General features: G+C 65.5%; 13 protein-coding genes. 2 read left to right on the top strand and 11 right to left on the bottom strand.

Features of this window, described 5'->3' with window-relative positions:
* Nucleotides 1–62 precede the first annotated feature (62 nt).
* From FOZ74_RS09565 to FOZ74_RS09525, 9 genes are all read right to left on the bottom strand, one after another.
* A complete protein-coding gene (locus FOZ74_RS09565; RefSeq protein WP_146912849.1) occupies nt 63–1,148 on the bottom strand; it encodes a DegT/DnrJ/EryC1/StrS family aminotransferase in 1,086 nt (361 codons plus the stop codon).
* Nucleotides 1,149–1,156: 8 nt separating this feature from the next.
* Nucleotides 1,157–1,594 carry a type II toxin-antitoxin system VapC family toxin gene (locus tag FOZ74_RS09560; protein ID WP_146912848.1) on the bottom strand — a complete coding sequence of 146 codons (438 nt, stop codon included), beginning with the start codon at nt 1,592–1,594 and terminating at the stop codon, nt 1,157–1,159.
* A gap of 12 nt (nt 1,595–1,606) precedes the next feature.
* Entirely contained in the window at nt 1,607–1,852 is a 246-nt protein-coding gene (locus tag FOZ74_RS09555; RefSeq protein WP_146912847.1) for a FitA-like ribbon-helix-helix domain-containing protein, read from the bottom strand.
* A 70-nt stretch (nt 1,853–1,922) separates the two neighbouring features.
* Nucleotides 1,923–2,507: a UDP-2-acetamido-3-amino-2,3-dideoxy-D-glucuronate N-acetyltransferase gene (wbpD, locus tag FOZ74_RS09550; protein WP_146912846.1), complete on the bottom strand. Its 585-nt coding sequence runs from the start codon at nt 2,505–2,507 to the stop codon at nt 1,923–1,925.
* On the bottom strand, nt 2,504–3,451 hold the full coding sequence (locus tag FOZ74_RS09545) for a Gfo/Idh/MocA family oxidoreductase (RefSeq protein WP_146912845.1): 948 nt from the start codon (nt 3,449–3,451) through the stop codon (nt 2,504–2,506). Before FOZ74_RS09545 ends, wbpD begins: the two co-directional genes overlap by 4 nt.
* A gap of 137 nt (nt 3,452–3,588) precedes the next feature.
* Entirely contained in the window at nt 3,589–4,884 is a 1,296-nt protein-coding gene (locus FOZ74_RS09540) for a nucleotide sugar dehydrogenase (protein ID WP_146912844.1), read from the bottom strand.
* Nucleotides 4,885–4,886: 2 nt separating this feature from the next.
* The gene (locus tag FOZ74_RS09535) at nt 4,887–5,990 is read right to left on the bottom strand and encodes a Wzz/FepE/Etk N-terminal domain-containing protein (RefSeq protein WP_146912843.1); all 1,104 of its coding nucleotides are present in this window, start codon (nt 5,988–5,990) and stop codon (nt 4,887–4,889) included.
* 60 nt (nt 5,991–6,050) lie between these two features.
* The gene (locus FOZ74_RS09530) at nt 6,051–7,151 is read right to left on the bottom strand and encodes a glycosyltransferase family 4 protein (RefSeq protein WP_146912842.1); all 1,101 of its coding nucleotides are present in this window, start codon (nt 7,149–7,151) and stop codon (nt 6,051–6,053) included.
* Complete coding sequence (locus FOZ74_RS09525; RefSeq protein WP_146912841.1) at nt 7,148–7,936, bottom strand: glycosyltransferase; 789 nt, start codon at nt 7,934–7,936, stop codon at nt 7,148–7,150. The genes FOZ74_RS09530 and FOZ74_RS09525 overlap by 4 nt, the downstream gene beginning before the upstream one ends.
* Before the next feature lie 40 nt (nt 7,937–7,976).
* On the opposite strand from FOZ74_RS09525, the gene FOZ74_RS09520 reads away from it, so the two are divergent.
* Complete coding sequence (locus FOZ74_RS09520; protein ID WP_146912840.1) at nt 7,977–11,801, top strand: methyltransferase domain-containing protein; 3,825 nt, start codon at nt 7,977–7,979, stop codon at nt 11,799–11,801.
* 173 nt (nt 11,802–11,974) lie between these two features.
* Here the strand turns inward: FOZ74_RS09520 and FOZ74_RS09515 are convergent, their stop codons facing one another.
* The gene (locus FOZ74_RS09515) at nt 11,975–12,775 is read right to left on the bottom strand and encodes an ABC transporter permease (protein WP_146912839.1); all 801 of its coding nucleotides are present in this window, start codon (nt 12,773–12,775) and stop codon (nt 11,975–11,977) included.
* Nucleotides 12,776–13,129: 354 nt separating this feature from the next.
* Here FOZ74_RS09515 and FOZ74_RS09510 point away from each other — a divergent pair, with 354 nt between their 5' ends.
* A complete protein-coding gene (locus tag FOZ74_RS09510) occupies nt 13,130–14,803 on the top strand; it encodes a hypothetical protein (RefSeq protein WP_146912838.1) in 1,674 nt (557 codons plus the stop codon).
* Between the two features lie 152 nt (nt 14,804–14,955).
* Here FOZ74_RS09510 and FOZ74_RS09505 read toward each other — a convergent pair whose 3' ends face one another.
* The gene (locus FOZ74_RS09505; RefSeq protein ID WP_146912837.1) at nt 14,956–15,861 is read right to left on the bottom strand and encodes a peptidylprolyl isomerase; all 906 of its coding nucleotides are present in this window, start codon (nt 15,859–15,861) and stop codon (nt 14,956–14,958) included.
* Nucleotides 15,862–15,911 lie beyond the last annotated feature (50 nt).

Genomic DNA, 15,911 nt, shown 5'->3' with positions numbered 1-15,911 from the left:
AAAAGCTATCTTATTTGTAGCTGTTAGCGCTTTCTACACAAGGGCTAGATCCTTGTTTTCTCTTAAATACAGGTATCACCCACCGCCTGCGCAATGCGCTCGATGCTGCCCTCGTCGAGGTAGGGGTGCATGGGCAGGCTGACGACTTTCTGCGCCACGGCGTCGCCCACGGGCAGGCGTGCGGCGGGGTCGGCCACGGCGGGCTGCCGGTTCAGCGGGATGGGGTAGTGCACGGCGGTGGGGATGCCTTTTGCCTTCAGCGCCTCCTGCACCTGTGGGCGGTTGGGCACCTGCACGGTGTATTGCGCCCAGGCGCTGGTGTTGTGAGCTTCGACATAGGGCGGGGTGAGCCCGGCCTGGCCCAGCAGACGGGCATATTCGCCGGCCACGCGCTGGCGGGCCTTTATTTCGGCATCGAGCACGGCAAGCTTGGGCAGCAGTACGGCGGCCTGCAGGGTGTCCAGCCGGCTGTTCACGCCGACGCGGATGTGGTGGTAGCGCCGGTCCTGCCCGTGGCGGGCGATCTGGCGCATGGCGGTGGCCAGTGCGTCGTCGCTGGTGAAGATGGCGCCGCCGTCGCCGTAGCAGCCCAGCGGCTTGCTAGGGAAGAAGCTGGTGCAGGCGATGGTCGTGAGGTTGCAGCTCTTGCGGCCCTTGTAGCTGGCGCCGAAGCTCTGCGCCGCATCCTCGATCACGGGAATGCCGTGCCGGGCGGCGATGGCGTTGATGGCGTCGTAGTCGGCGCACTGTCCGTAGAGGCTGACGGGGATGATCGCCTTGGTACGCGCCGTGATGGCGGCTTCGAGCAGCGCCGGGTCGAGGTTGCAGGTGCGCGGATCCACGTCCACGTAGACGGGCCTGGCGCTGAGCAGGGCCACGGTTTCGGCGGTGGCGATGTAGGTGAAGCCGGGGGTGATGACTTCGTCACCCGGGCCGATGCCCAGCGCCATCTGGGCGATCTGCAGCGCGTCGGTGCCGTTGGCCACGGTGATGCAGTGCCGGGCGCCGGTGTAGGCGGCGAGCCTTTCCTCCAACTCGGTCACCTCGGGGCCCAGGATGAACTGGCCATGGGCGAGCACGCGGGCGATGCCGGCGTCGATGTCGGCCTTCAAGCGCTGGTATTGGGTCTTGAGATCGATGAAATCCATGCGTTTCTTCAGTGTGCTTGCCAGGGGTCGATCACGGTCAACCCTTCAATATGGATGAAATCCTTGGTATTGCGCGTAACCAGTGGCAGGCCCGCCGCCAATGCGATCGCGGCGATTTGCCCATCTTCCGTCGAAATGGGCCAGCCGACGGCCGTGCGCCGCGCCACGGCCAGTGCGTAATGCTGGGCGGCGACACTGTCAAAAGCCAGGCAACGCTCGGCAAACTCCTGCTCGAACATCTGCTCTGCCGCCCCCGCCAAGGCATTGCGGCGCTTTCCCTCAGGCAGCAGGGCAATGCCGGCGAGAATTTCCGCCTGGGTGATGGCGCTGGTGTACATGCCGCCACCCGTGTTCCGAGCAAACCAGGCCAGCACTTGGGGAGCGGGGACTGCGGGTGCCGTACGCATCAACTCCGACACCACATTGGTATCCAGCAAAAAATCCATGGCCGCATGCGTTCAAAGCGCGGGTGGCGTACGGCTGGCTCGCCGCGCCGCAATGGGAAGACCGCTCGCATCCAGGCCCTGGAAGCGCTGCTGTATGCGCTGGGCAAAGTCCATGGACTGCGCCTGCCCATCGGCTCCAACAACTTTCTGCAGAATGCTGCGCACCTCTTGCTCCATCGACCAGCCGTTGCGCGCGGCGCGCAGGCGCAAGCCTGCCTTGATGGATTCGTCCAGATTACGCACGGTAATGCTGCTCATGGGGATTCCTTAGTTTGATTTCAATGCAATCATTGTAATCATCTCTGCCCTGCAAGTCGCCATGCTGCGATCAAGCCACCACCTTGTGCAACTGCCGGCCTTGCAGTACGTAGCGTGCTCCGGTATGTTGGCAAGCCACCTCGCCCTGCCCCTCCAGCGGCAGGTCGAGCTGCTCGCCGAACTCGCTCATCCAGCCGATCTGCCGCGCGGGCACGCCCACCATCAGGGCGTAGGCGGGCACGTCCTGGTTGACCACGGCGCCGGCGCCGACGAAGGCGTACGCGCCAATGGTCACGCCGCAGACGATGGTGCAGTTGGCGCCCAGGGTGGCGCCTTTCCGGACCAGGGTGTCGCGGTATTCGCTCTTGCGCTCGATCAGCGAGCGCGGGTTGTAGACGTTGGTGAAGACCATGCTGGGGCCGCAGAACACGCCTTCTTCCAGGGTGACGTTGTCGTACACGCTGACGTTGTTCTGGATCTTGCAGCGGTCGCCGATCACCACCTTGTTGCCGACGAACACGTTTTGGCCCAGCGAGACGCCCTGGCCAATGACAGCGCCGCCGCAGACGTGTACGAAATGCCAGACGCGGCTGCCTTCGCCGATCCGCGCGCCTTCGTCGACGATGGCGCTGGGGTGGATAGAGACCTTACTCATGCCAGCCTGGCGACGAAGGGATGCATCTCGTCGGCGTTGCCGCGCACGGGCCGCGCCGAGCGGATGACGTTGACGGTTTCGATGCAGTGGCGGGCATCTTCCAGACCGTAGCCACGACCCGCGAGGATTTCACGGTAGCTGGTGGTGTGCAGCTCGGTGAAGCCTTCGGAGAACTCCAGTTGCTCGCCGCTGATGTCGATGCTGCGGAAGGTGGGCTTACGGCCCTTCACCTCGTCGGGCAGGTCTTTCGCGTCGATCGACAGGAACCAGCGTACGCGGGCTCGCTCGTATTCCAGGTAGCCGCCCGCCTTGGCCTCGCCGCTGTAGTGCAGCACGTTGCGCTGCAGGGCGCCGAAGACGAAGTGCAGCATGTCGAAGAAGTGCACGCCGATGTTGGTGGCCACACCGAATGACTTGCGCGGGTCGCCCTTCCAGCTTTGCGCATACCACTTGCCGCGGCTGGTGATGTAGGTGAGCTCGACGTCGAACTTGCGGTCCGCCGGGGCCTGGGCCACTTTTTCGCGCAGCTTCAAGATGGCTGCGTGGTGACGCAGCTGCAGGATGTTGAAGACGCGCCTGCCGCTCTCGCGCTCGACCAGGGCCAGCTCGTCGATCAGCTCGGGCGTGGGCACCAGGGGTTTTTCGCAGATCACGTCGCAACCCAGGCGCAGGCCGGCGGCGATGTGCGGGTGGTGCAAGTGGTTGGGCGTGCAGATGGCAACGTAGTCCAGCGCCGTGGCAGGGTTGCGCTTGAGCCGCTGCGCATGTTCGTAGAAACGCTCGAATTCGGTGAAGAACTCGCTTTGCGGCGAGATGCTGTCGATGATGCCGACGGAGTCGTTCACGTCGTAAGCGACAGACAGATGGTTACCGGTGTCTTTGATGGCACGCATGTGGCGCGGAGCTATGTAGCCGGCGGCGCCTACGAGGGCAAAGTTTTGCATGGCTCAGTGTGGTTGAAGGATGATGCCCCTTGCCCCTCTGTGGGAAGCTTGGGATGGGGGCTGGCGGCAATCAAGAAACAACTTGGTGCACCCGCCACACCCCTGCCCTCCTTCCGAGAGGGAGAGAGTTGATGGCGTCACAGTCTGAAGACGTTGAAACCAGCCTCCTTAAGCGCGTGCCGGTCGTACAGGCTCTTCACGTCGGCCAGCACGGGTTTGCTGCTGCGGCACAGGGCGCGCAATTCAGCGGGGGCCAGCGCCCGGTACTGGTTGTGTCCCACGGCGACGATGAGCGCATCCACGGGCCGGGCGGCATCGATCACACCCAGTTCCAGATCGTATTCATGGCGCACTTCAGTGGCATCGGCCCAGGCGTCGGCCACGACGACTTCGGTGCCCCAAGTTTGCAGTTCGTGCACCACATCCACCACCTTGCTGTTGCGGATGTCAGGACAGTTTTCCTTGAAGGTGATGCCTAGCACGCCCACGCGGCAGCGGGGCACGTCCATGCCGTTTTGCAGCATGCGACGAATGGTGGTGCGAGCAACGTAGCGACCCATGTTGTCGTTGATGCGCCGTCCGGCAAGTATGACCTGCGGGTGGTAGCCCACCTGCTCGGCCTTGTGCGTGAGGTAGTAAGGGTCGACGCCGATGCAATGCCCGCCCACCATGCCGGGGCGAAAGGGCAGGAAGTTCCATTTGCTACCAGCAGCTTCCAGCACGTCCAGCGTGTCTATGCCCAGGCGCGCGAAGATGACGGACAGTTCATTGACCAGGGCGATGTTCAGGTCGCGCTGGGTGTTTTCGATGACTTTTGCGGCCTCGGCTACCTTGATGCTGCTGGCTTGGTGCGTACCGGCAGTAATGATCTGGCGGTACAGCATATCGACCGCGTCCGCGGCTTCGGATGTACTACCGCTGGTGATCTTCTTAATGGTAGTGAGGGTGTTTACCTTGTCACCAGGGTTGATGCGCTCAGGGCTGTAGCCGCAAAAGAAGTCTTGGTTGAATTTCAGCCCCGAGGCGTTTTCCAGTTCAGGTACGCAGACTTCTTCTGTTGCGCCGGGGTAGACGGTGGATTCGTAGATAACCACGTCGCCTTTTTTCAGCGCGCTGCCCACGGTCTGGCTGGCTTTGACGAGGGGGGTGAGATCGGGCCGATGCGCCCCGTCCACCGGTGTGGGTACGGTGACGATGAAGACTTGGCAGGCCTTGAGGTCTTCACTCTGGCTGCTGTAGCGCAGGTGTGTGGCTTGCTGCAGCTGACCAGGGCTGCATTCCAAGGTATGGTCTTTGCCGCCTTGCAGTTCGGCGATGCGCGTCGGATTGATGTCAAAGCCGAGCACCGGGCGGTGCTTGCCGAATTCAACGGCCAGCGGCAGGCCGACGTAGCCGAGGCCGATGATGGCTATGTGTGCGTGTTGCAGGTCCATGTTCAGGCCTGCGCTTGCTGGGCTTGAAGGGCTTCCTGCTCCGCGCGCCGCATGATCGCACCCCGGCGAACGAATACGAAAAGCAGGCCTGCAAAGCCGCCGAGCAGCAGGCCGACGGCGAGTATCAGCAGCTTCTTGGGCGACACCGGTTTTGCTGGCCGAAGCAACTGCCCGTCAATCCTGTACATGCCTACGGATTCAGGGTGCAGTTCCTGTTCTTTCAGCGCCTTGACTTTCCCTTGCAGTTCGCGGATGCCTTCAATGAAAGCCGATTCGTCCTTGCGATTGCTGAGCACGTCGATTTCTGCCCCCAATGATTTGGTGCCACGCGCATAAAGGGCAGAACCGTCTGCAAAAGGCGTGATGCTTTCCTGCTTGGGCAATTGGCCGACGGTGACTTGCGGCAGCTCCTGGTCCACGGCCTGTGCAACCTTGAATGCTTCTTCCAGACGAACTTCCCTGTCCAGCCGGAGTTTTTTTGTCAATTCATATTTTTCCGCCAGGTTCTTTTCCAGATTTTCTATCTTTACAGCGATGGTCTTTTTCTCACCCTCAACCCATTTCTGCCGCGCTTCGTCCTGTACCAGATCGAGAAAGCCCTTCGTCCACTCCACCACCGCTTGATCCGTGGGCGCCTGGACCACGATGTTGTAATGCTGGCGCCCCTTGTTGGACTTGGGTTCGTTCACTACCACCAGTTTTTTGCTGACGGTCGCATACAAGGCGTTGCGTTCGGCTTCATCCTTGGGCTGTTCATCCAGCGAAGGGAGGTAGATTTTCTCGAAGAACCTCTGTCGCGCCGCGTCAGAAGTCAATGAATCGACAAAATAACCGTACAAATCCTTGCCGGTAACCCAATCCAGCCCGGACAATGCAGTCCGGCTCGTATTGACATCCATGTACTGCACCGGCAGCGGGTCTTGTACGTAAACCGAAACTTCGTATTTCTTTGGAAGAACGTAGGCCAGCACCAGCGCGAGCATGCCGCTGACAAATATAAAGCCCGTGAGGGCCTTCCAGTTTTCTCTGAGGATTTCATAAATTTCCCAAAGGGAAATTTCGTCATCGTCGTATTCTCTGATGCGATTTTCAGAAAGCGTTTGCATTACTTTAAATGTGGGCGACGGGTTATTCAATGGGCGCTTTGGCCACGCCGGGCGGGTAACTCAGAACCTTAGCCAGTCAGGCACCTTGAACCGGATGATGCTGATGTAGGCGCCTACGTAAGCCAGGGCAAACACGGCGCAGAACGCCAGCAGAACCGGGCTATTGTTCCAGAACAGCACCGCCGGCACGACCGACAGCATGCTGAAACCCCACAGGTAGGGCGCGGTGCGGTTGTTGCGCTTGAGCATGCGCCGGGCCTCGTCCTCCAGCAGCACGCTGCGCACGATGCGCCGGTAGATCAGCTGGTGAAAATGCAGCGCGTCCGCCATGCCGGGCGATTCGCCGCGCGCCAGCTTGCGGTAGATGGAAAACAGCGTCTCCCACACCGGGTAAATCAGCAGCAGCATGGGAAACCAGGGCGACACCTGGGGGTGACGCTGCACCAGCGCGATGCTCGCCAGCGCCACCACGCTGCCCCAGAGGTAGGCGCCGCCGTCGCCGGCGAACAGCAGGCCGCGCGGGTAGTTCCAGACCAGGAAGCCCGCCGTCGCCCCGGCCAGGCAGATCACGATGGCCGCCAGCTGGCGGTCGCCCACCTGCAGACACACGTGCACCAGCGCCAGGCAGATGATCAGCGCCACCACGCCCGCCAGACCGTTGTAGCCGTCGATGATGTTGAAGGCGTGCGGCAGGCCCGCCACCGCCAGCAGCACGATGCCCATGCCCAGCCAGGGCGCGGAGCGCAGCAGCGCGTCGATCCAGGACAGGTCCAGGCGCTGCACGTTCAGCCCCAGCAGCCACAGCGCGAGCAGGCCCGACAGCAGCGTCATCGCCAGGCGCCAGCCCACCCTGATGCGCTGCGTCATGTCTTCGACGATGCCGCAGACCACCGCCGGCAGCAGCACCACCAGCCAGCGCCACATGCCGGTGCCCAGGCCGACCGAGCCCGGGTCGCCCCACAGCGTCTGCAGCGTGCCCAGCGCCCAGCCCAGACACAGCCCGGCCAGCAGCGCCACGCCGCCCAGGCGCGGCACCTCGCCCTTGTGAAAGCGCTGGGGCTTGCCCGGGCCGTAGCGTACCGCGCGCCGCGCCAGCCGGCGGATCACCACCGCCGACGCCCCCAGGGACATCAGGAAGGCCACCAGGGCGAGCACCATCATGCCTGTCCTTCGCGCGCCAGCGGCGCCTGGGATGGCGGCGCCAGACGGGCGGCCGCGCGGTAGACGGGAGAGCGCCACAGCCGCAGCAGGCTGCGCACATGCCATGCCAGGTGCGCCGCGCTGCGGTGGCTGGCACGTTCGCCCGCGTGCAGCACCGCCACCGGCGCGCGCACCAGCCGCAGGCCCGCCAGACGCAGGCGCAGGCACAGGTCCACGTCCTCGCAATACATGTGGTAGCGCTCGTCAAAGCCGCCCAGGCGCCGCCACACCGCAGCGGGCAGCACCAGGCAGGCGGCGTTGACCCAGTCCACGCGCGCCTCGGAGCGGCCCAGCACGCGCCGGCGCCACAGCGCCAGCGGCGTGGGCAGCGCGCGTTCGCTGTCCTGCACCCGGCCCTGGCCGTCGAGCTGGCGCGGGTAGGCCGCCCCCACGCCCTGGCCCGCCGCCAGCGCGCACAGCGGCGCAAACGGGTCTGCCGCCAGCCGCACGTCGGGGTTGAGCACGCAGACGAAGGGCTCGGCCACATCCGCCAGCGCGCGGTTGTGGTTGGCGCCAAAGCCGCGCGGGCGCGTGTTGCGGCGCAGCTGCAGCGCGAACGGCCAGGCGACGTCCGGCGCCACCGGCTCGGGCTCGTCCGGCAGGTTCAGCGTCAGCACCACGCGCGCCACGCTGTGCGCGCAGTGGCGCGCCAGGTCGCCGAGCAAGGCACGCACGGCGGCGGTGTGCCCGTGGCTGACCACGGACACCACCAGAGCGGCCCCTGCCGGCGAACACGACGCGTCCATGGGCGCTATTGTCGCCGCCAGCTTGGGATAATCGCGCCCCATGACACAAACCATCACGGATCTGCACGTTTACCTGCGCAGCATCCGCGAGGGCGAACGCACCTCGCTGTCCGTCCTTGCCGGCCTCACGCCCGAGGGCGCCACCGTGCTCGACCTGGGCTGCGGCAGCGGGGCGCTCGGCCAGTACCTGCGTGAAACCCGCCGGTGCACCGTCGATGGCCTGACCTGGAGCGAGCTTGAGGCCGCGCACGCCCGCCCGCACTACCGCCGCGTCGTCGTCGCCAACCTGGAAAGCTGCGAGCTCGGCGCCACCTTCGAGGCCGGCGCCTACGACGCCATCGTCTGCGCCGACGTGCTGGAACACCTGAGCCAGCCCGAGCGCGTGCTGGCCGCCTGCCGCGCACTGCTCAAACCCGGCGGGCAGCTCTTGATTTCGGTGCCCAACGCGGGCTATGCCGGCCTCGCGGCCGAACTGCTGCAAGGGGAGTTCCGCTACCGCGACGAAGGCCTGCTGGACCGCACGCACCTGCGCTTTTTCACGCGCCGCTCGCTCACGCGCTTCCTGGGCGAGCAGCGCTGGCAGCTCGAACAGCTCGACACCATCCGCCGCGAACTGCCCGATTCGGAATTCAAGGCGCGCTTCGACGAACTGCCCCCCGCCGTCGCCCGCTACCTGCTGGCCCTGCCGGATGCCCTGAGCTACCAGTTCATCGGCGCCGCCCGGCCCGTGGCTCAGCCGGTGGCCAACGACTTCGCCGCAGCCGGCGCCCCGGCGCAGGCGCTGTTCACCGCGCAGCTCTACACCGCGCATGACCGGGGCTTTGCCGAGCAGGACAAGCGCAGTGCCACCGGCGTCATGGGTCAGGAGCGGCAGACGCTGCACTTTGCCCTGCCCGCCCACCAGTCGCCACCCACCACGCTGCGGCTGGACCCGGCAGACCGGCCGGGTTTCCTGCATCTGTACCGGCTGCGCCTGCTCGACGCGGACGGCGAGGCGCTGTGGCAGTGGCGCAGCGAAGACGGCGCCCACGCCCTGTTCGCGCACACGCGCCTGCAATCCATCGTCTGGCAGGGGCCGCTGCCCGCCGCCAGCCCGGTGCTGCTGCTGCTCGCCGGCGACGACCCCTGGTTCGAGCTGCCCATCCCCGCCGCGCAACTGGCAGGCGCCACGCAACTGGAGGTCGAACTCGGCTGGCCGATGTCGGCCGACTACCTAGCGCTCAGCGCCACCGTGCAGCCATTGCTGGCGCGCCTGGGCGCGGTGGAGCCGCAGTTGCAGGAGAGCCTTGCACAGACCGCGCTGCTGCGGGAACAGGGCGCGAGCTTCCAGCAACAGGCCGACCAGTGGCAGCGCGAAACCGCCCGCCTGCGCCACGAACTCGCCGGCCTGTCGCAGCACCTGCAAGCCATAGAAGATTCCACCATTTTTCGCGCCACCCGCCCGCTGGTCGCCGCCAAGATGCACATCGATCGCCTGCTGGGCCGCACGCCCAAGCATTTGCGCGCGGCCCCGCGCCCGCCCGCCACGCCCATCGCGCCGAGCGAGCACCCCGTGGACATCATCGTCCCGGTTTACAAAGGCTTGCCTGACACCCAGCGCTGCCTCCAATCGGTGCTGGCCAGCCCGGTGCACTGCGCCTGGCGCCTGATCGTCATCAACGACGCCAGCCCCGAACCCGAAGTCACCGCCTGGCTGCGCGAAGCCGCGGCCGAGGACGAGCGCATCACCCTGCTGGAAAACGACAGCAACCTCGGCTTCGTCGCCACCGTCAACCGCGGCATGCAGCTGTCGGGTGACAACGACGTGCTGCTGCTCAACAGCGACACCGAGGTCGCGAACGACTGGCTGGACCGCATCCGCGCCGCCGCCCACGGCGACGCCAGGATCGCCAGCGTCACGCCGCTGTCGACCAACGCCACCATCTGCAGCTACCCGCGCTTTTGCCGGGACAACGCCCTGCCCGAGGGGTACACCACCGCCAGCCTGGACGCCCTGTGTGCCCGCACCAACCCCGGCGTGGTGGTCGACGTGCCCACCGGCGTGGGCTTTTGCATGTACATCCGCCGCGCCGCGCTGAATGAGGTCGGCCTGTTCGACGTGGAGCACTTCGGCAAGGGCTATGGCGAAGAAAACGACTTCTGCCAGCGCGCGGCGGCCAAGGGCTGGCGCAACCTGCACCTGCTCGACACCTTCGTGCTGCACACCGGCGGCGTGAGCTTCGGCGACAGCAAGAGCCCGCGCGAGCGCGCCGCCATCCAGGTGCTCGACCGCCTGCATCCGCGCTACGGCCGTGACATCCACGCCTTCGTCCAGGCCGATCCGGCACGCCCCTACCGCCTGGCGCTGGACCTGGCGCGCCTGAGCGAAGCCCGCCTGCCCCTCGTCCTCGCCGTGCTGCACGACCGCGGCGGCGGCACCGTGCGCCACGTGCGCGAGCTCGCCCACCAGCTGGCCGGCCGCGCGCAATTCCTCACCCTCACCCCCGCCGTCGGAGGCCGCGTGCGCCTGCGCATGGCCGACGCCAATGAAGGCTTTGAACTCGCCTTTCGCGTCAAGGACCAATGGGACGACCTGCTCGCGGTGCTGCGCCAGCTTGGCGTATGCCACGTGCATTACCACCACCTGCTCGGCCATCCCGCGCAGGCCTACGACCTGCCCGCGTTGCTGGGCGTGGGCTACGACGTCACGGCGCACGACTACTACGCCTTCTGCACCCACATCAGCATGACGGGCGAGGACGGCCGCTTCGCCGGCGAGCCCACCCCCGGCCAGTGCGCCTGCTGCACGGGTGACATGGCCGCACCGCTGTTCAAGACCGTGGGCCCCTGGCGCGGCGCCAACGCCCGCCTGCTGACCGGCGCGCGCCAGGTGTTCGCCCCCAGCCGGGACGCCGCGCGGCGCATCACCGGCTTCGCCCCCGCCGCCCGCGTGCTCGCCGTGCCGCACACCGACATCGCCCCCGGCACCGCGCTACCCACGCCTTCCCCTTCCCCCCTCTTTCCCCCTGTCCCACCAGGGGAGGGCCGGGATGAGGGCCAGCGAAACGACCACGCCCCGCTCACCCCGCCGGAGGACCCCGCCTTCCTCCCTCTCCCTCTGGGAGAGGGCCGGGGTGAGGGCCAGGGCGTTCGCACGAACGCGATCCCGGACGAGGCCCGCCCCCTCAAGATCGTCGTCATCGGCGCCCTCAGCGTCATCAAGGGCGCCGACCTGCTCGAAGCCACCGCCCTGCAGGCCGCGCGCACACAGGCGCCGCTGGAATTCCACCTGCTGGGCTACTGCTACCGCCACCTGCAGACCCAGCCGCGCGCGCGGCTCACCGTGCACGGCGAATACCAGGACGAAGACCTGCCCGGCCTGCTCGCCTGGCTCAAGCCCGACCTGGTCTGGTTCCCCGCCCAGTGGCCCGAGACCTACAGCTACACCCTGAGCGCGGTGCTCCAGGCCGGCCTGCCCGTCGCCGTGCCCGACCTCGGCGCCTTCGCCGAACGCGTGATCGCCCGCCCCTGGAGCTGGGTGCTGCCCTGGGACCAGAGCCCCGCCGCCTGGGTAGCCACCTTCACCCGGCTGCGCACCGAGCACTTCGCCAGCGCCACCGCGCCCGCGCTGCCCGCCGGCGAGCCGCCGCACTACGCTGACTGGCACTACGAACGCGACTACCTGGGCGGGCTTGCGGCCGCCGAATGCACCGCGCAGGCCGAGCAACTCGCCGCCTGGCTGCCCGAACCCGACGCCCAGAGCGCGGCCAAGACCGGCCTGCTCGGCGCCCTGGTCTGGCTGCGCTCGCTGCCCCTGCTGCGCGGCGTGGCGCGCGCCGTGCCCGCGCATTGGCAGGGGCGCGTCAAGAGCTGGCTGCAGTCCTGAGGCAAAGCCGTCGTGGCTGAGGCTGCCATGACGGGCTCAAACCGCTCAACGATTTCGAGCTTGGCGCCACGGCAGGGAGATCTCGCACGGCCTTCACGGCACCGGCCTGCGTGTTTCTCTCTTCGACGGCCAGTGTTTTCAAGTCGCCATCAATAAAACAAACCAGCGCTTAATTACAACCAATCCACCAACTGATCCCGGCTGCGCCGCAGCAGCAGCGCCAGCAGCGCCAGTCCCGCCAGCAACCACGCCAGCATCGCCAGCCAAGTGGTCCATGCAGGCCAGACACCTTGCAGCAGCACCCCCTGATAGGCCACCACCCAAGGGGTCATCGGGTTCAGCCACAAGGCCCAGCGCCAGAGCTGCGGAAACATCGTCAACGGAAACAGCACCGGCGAAAGAAAAATGCCCACTGACAGACCGAACCCCACGAGCTGCACCGTGTCGCGCAGTGCCGCCGCCATCACCGCCAGCGCGTAGCCCCACGCCAGGCACAAGGCCAGTTGCAGTGTCACCAGCGGCAGCATCGCCAGCACCGCCGGGGCAAAACGGTGCAGCGGCGCATACACCAGTGCCAGCACCAGCAACAGCGGGCCATAGACCACCATGGTCGCCAGCACCGAACGCGCCACGAACAAAATCGGCGGCAAGGCATTTTTCTGCAGAATGCTGCCCGCCTCCAGCAGGCTGGACATGCCGCGCGAGAGGGCCTCGGCGAACGCCATCCACGGCAACATGCCAACAATCAGGTAGGTGCCCACGGCCTTGGTGGGCGCATGCTCACCCAGGCGCATGGCGAACACGATGTCGAACACCAGATAGTACGCCGCCGCCATCAGCAGCGGCTGCGCATACGCCCAGGCCACCCCGGCAGCGGTACCGGCATAGCGAGCCGCCACCTCACGACGCGTCAGCATCCACAAGAGATGGCGCGACGAAACCAGCGAATGCAGCTCTTGCGCAAGGATGGACATCGAAAGAAGACGCTGGTCGGGGCCGACCCGGCGCAAAAAGCGTTGATTATCGCGGGCCGCGAAGCGCGGGCGTGGCAGTGCGATCTCGCGCCGCAGGCGACTGTCGCTGCGGCGCCCCGACCGCACCCGCAAACGATACAAATTGAAAAACCCTTCGCGGACATGCAAGAGATGTCATGCATCGCCCCGCAAGCCCCGCGCTTCGCACCCGCTCGCAGGAAAACTGCGGGTTATCCCTTAATGGCGACCCTGCCCACGGGTCTAGACTGGTTTCGTGCCCGGGTCCAAGGGGGAGTGGCCTGCGGGTCCGGGCACGACAGCACAAGACCAACCATTCGAATGAGGAGTCTCGCCATGAGATTGAAGAGAGTCACCCGCGGCATCGCCGCGCTCGCCGGCACGCTGGCCTGCATAGGCACTGCCTGCGCGGGCGTGTCGTTTTCCAACAAGCAGGCGACACAGGTGCCCAGTACCGGCAGCGGCCTTGCCGGAGCCTACCTGCCCATAGCCGACACTCTGGTGGTGTCGCCGCACCATATCGGCCATCTGCTGGTGGCGCCCTACTTCAGCACCCAGGACGGCAATGTCTCGCTGCTCAACATCATCAACACCGACACCGTTAACGGCAAGGTGCTGCGCGTGCGCTACCGCGGCGCGGCCAATTCGGACGCACTGTTCAGCTTCTCCCTCTATCTCGCGCCCGGCGACGTCTGGGCCGGTGAAGTCAGCCAGTCGGGCGGGCAGTCGCGCCTGCAGACCAATGACCTGAGCTGCACCCTGCCGGCCAGCGTCAACCTGCCCTTCAACACCGACCGCGTACAGGGTCAGGGCGCACAGACCCTGGAAGGCTATGTCGAAATCATCAACATGACCGACATCCCGCCGCACGAGGCCAGCGCCGGCGGCACCGGCAGCCTGCTGCCTGGCAACGCCAACGCCCTGTTCAACGCCATCTCCCACACCGCGGGCACGCCGGATTGCGCCAATATCTCGAGCATCGAGTCGATGAATCCGACCAACCCGAACGTCCCCTTCCCCAACTCCTGGGAAGATCGCGGCTACAACTTTCCAACCGGAGGGCTGATGGCGCACTGGAGCATCGTCAACCTGTCCAAGGCGGGCTCCTTCACCGGAGCCGCCACCGCCATCGCCGCACGCAAGAGTGGCAGCACGAGCGACCGCGCAGTGGCCAACCTGGTCTATTCTGCACCCACCGACGCGCCCCAATACGATGGCGACGACGCCGCAGCCCTGGCCGCCGGGCGCCACCCCAGCCAGCTCACCGCCGACCCCCTGCTGGCCGGCGGCACCCTGGCGGACGGCTCGGCGGCCTCGCCCGCCATCATGGCGCTGAACCTGGACTTCCCCGACCTGTCCACGCCCTACGTCACGCCCGCCTCCAACCTGGGCAACGCCATACGGCAGGCGGAACTCATCTCCGACCTGCTCGCCACCAAGGCCGTGACCAATGAATACATGACCAGTCCCGCGGTGAGCTTTGCTACCGACTGGACGCTGTCGCAGCCTACGCGTCGCTACAACGTCGCGCTGGATTACAAGGCCAACAAGGCGGTGTTCGCCAAGGCGCTGGACTATACGCAGGGCCTGCCGCCGCGCATCCCCGCGGCTTACGTCTCGCCCGCGGGCAGCTACTACACGCCGGCCAACGTGCGCACCGGCGCCAACGGCCTGCTGTGTGTCGACTCTTCAGGCGCCTACGCCTGGGATACGGCCCAACGCAACAACGGCCCGCTGTTTTCGCCGGTGCCGCCCAACCAGCGCATGGACCTGTGCGGCGAAGTGGCCGTGGTCACCTTCAACAACAGCCAGGCCCTGGGGGCGCAGCTCACGCTGCAGAACTTCGTGCCCAAGAGCACCAGCTCTGAAGTCTTCACCGACGGCTGGGTGCGGCTGGGCCTCAACGGCAAGGGTTTGCCCATCACTGGTCATGCCTTTGCCAAAGCCCTGGGCACGTCGGTCAACTTGGGCGGAATCTGGGTGCACAGCACCGACAAGAGCGGGTTGTAAGCCGCCGCTGTTATCCAACGCCTTCGCGGCTGACACCGCTCCCCCAGTCCCGTCGGAGCGGCGTCAGCCGCGAACTTGACCGTGTGCTCGCATGCATGAACTGGGGTCAGTTTAATTAACGCCAATCACCCCTCCATGACCGGCGCAGCATATTACTTCTGGCTGTCCGCAAATGCCTCGATTGCTTTGGTGTGAATTTGCATCTCCGCCAAAATGGGGCGTGCCAGCGCCTGCCGTGCCATTCGACCAGCCTCGGCCGATGCTTCTTGCTCCAACGCGGATTTAACTTCCTCGAACGGTTGTAAACCTGCGGGTTTTTTTTCGACGAGCTGAATCACATGGAAACCAAATTGCGTCTCCACCACGGGACTCAACTGCTTGGGCTCGCTCAGCGCGAATGCCGCCTCTTCGAACGGAGCGACCATTTTCCCGCGCCCAACAAAACCGAGGTCTCCTCCCTTGCTCGCAGAGCCAGGGTCTTTGGATTTTTCTCGGGCCAAGGTCTCGAAGTCTGCGCCATTGATGATCTGCTCCCGCAAATTTTCCGCCTCAAGGCGAGCGTTCTCTTGCGCCGCCGGAATCAAAATATGGCGAAGATGGAGGCGCTCTGGCTGCTCGAAACGTTGTGGCGTCGCATTGTATTTTTCAAGCGCCAATTTGGCGACCACGTCTTGTGCGGGCCGGTGCTGCGCATCGGTCTGTTTGACCAATGCATCGGCAAGAACCCGTTCGCGCACCAGTTGCAGCACGCGCTGAACTTCAGGCTGTTGGTCGATTTTCTGCTCCAAAGCCCGCGCACTCAATTGGCGGCGCAGATAAATGTCAGCCGCCATGCGCTCAATGGAGCTGGCAGAAGTGAGCAGATTCTTGCGTGCCTCAGCCTGGAGCGGCGCACTCTCGGCCAGAATATCGTCAGTGGTTACGGCAAGAGGACCTTCGCCGAGCAACACCGATGCCGGTGCCTGCGCCCAAGCGGACAGACAAGGAAAAAGAGACAAAGCAACAGCCAAGACAAGATAGCGAACCACATGTGTTGGCTTGGAAGACCGGGTATCCATGGAAGTCAGGCAATGAGTTGAAATGACGAAATTTTTCGGGATAAAAAAAG

Origin of the sequence: Comamonas flocculans (genome assembly GCF_007954405.1) — a bacterium.
In the GTDB taxonomy this organism is placed as follows: domain Bacteria; phylum Pseudomonadota; class Gammaproteobacteria; order Burkholderiales; family Burkholderiaceae_C; genus Comamonas_C; species Comamonas_C flocculans.
Note: the sequence above shows the minus strand (reverse complement) of the source record. Positions and strands in the feature narration are given on the sequence as shown.

Coding starts and splice junctions, on each gene's coding strand:
- FOZ74_RS09520 (WP_146912840.1), top strand. CDS start 7,977: ATGACACAAACCATCACGGATCTGCACGTTTACCTGCGCAGCATCCGC.
- FOZ74_RS09525 (WP_146912841.1), bottom strand. CDS start 7,936: ATGGACGCGTCGTGTTCGCCGGCAGGGGCCGCTCTGGTGGTGTCCGTG.
- wbpD (WP_146912846.1), bottom strand. CDS start 2,507: ATGAGTAAGGTCTCTATCCACCCCAGCGCCATCGTCGACGAAGGCGCG.
- FOZ74_RS09555 (WP_146912847.1), bottom strand. CDS start 1,852: ATGAGCAGCATTACCGTGCGTAATCTGGACGAATCCATCAAGGCAGGC.
- FOZ74_RS09560 (WP_146912848.1), bottom strand. CDS start 1,594: ATGGATTTTTTGCTGGATACCAATGTGGTGTCGGAGTTGATGCGTACG.
- FOZ74_RS09510 (WP_146912838.1), top strand. CDS start 13,130: ATGAGATTGAAGAGAGTCACCCGCGGCATCGCCGCGCTCGCCGGCACG.
- FOZ74_RS09545 (WP_146912845.1), bottom strand. CDS start 3,451: ATGCAAAACTTTGCCCTCGTAGGCGCCGCCGGCTACATAGCTCCGCGC.
- FOZ74_RS09530 (WP_146912842.1), bottom strand. CDS start 7,151: ATGATGGTGCTCGCCCTGGTGGCCTTCCTGATGTCCCTGGGGGCGTCG.
- FOZ74_RS09540 (WP_146912844.1), bottom strand. CDS start 4,884: ATGGACCTGCAACACGCACACATAGCCATCATCGGCCTCGGCTACGTC.
- FOZ74_RS09535 (WP_146912843.1), bottom strand. CDS start 5,990: ATGCAAACGCTTTCTGAAAATCGCATCAGAGAATACGACGATGACGAA.
- FOZ74_RS09515 (WP_146912839.1), bottom strand. CDS start 12,775: ATGTCCATCCTTGCGCAAGAGCTGCATTCGCTGGTTTCGTCGCGCCAT.
- FOZ74_RS09565 (WP_146912849.1), bottom strand. CDS start 1,148: ATGGATTTCATCGATCTCAAGACCCAATACCAGCGCTTGAAGGCCGAC.
- FOZ74_RS09505 (WP_146912837.1), bottom strand. CDS start 15,861: ATGGATACCCGGTCTTCCAAGCCAACACATGTGGTTCGCTATCTTGTC.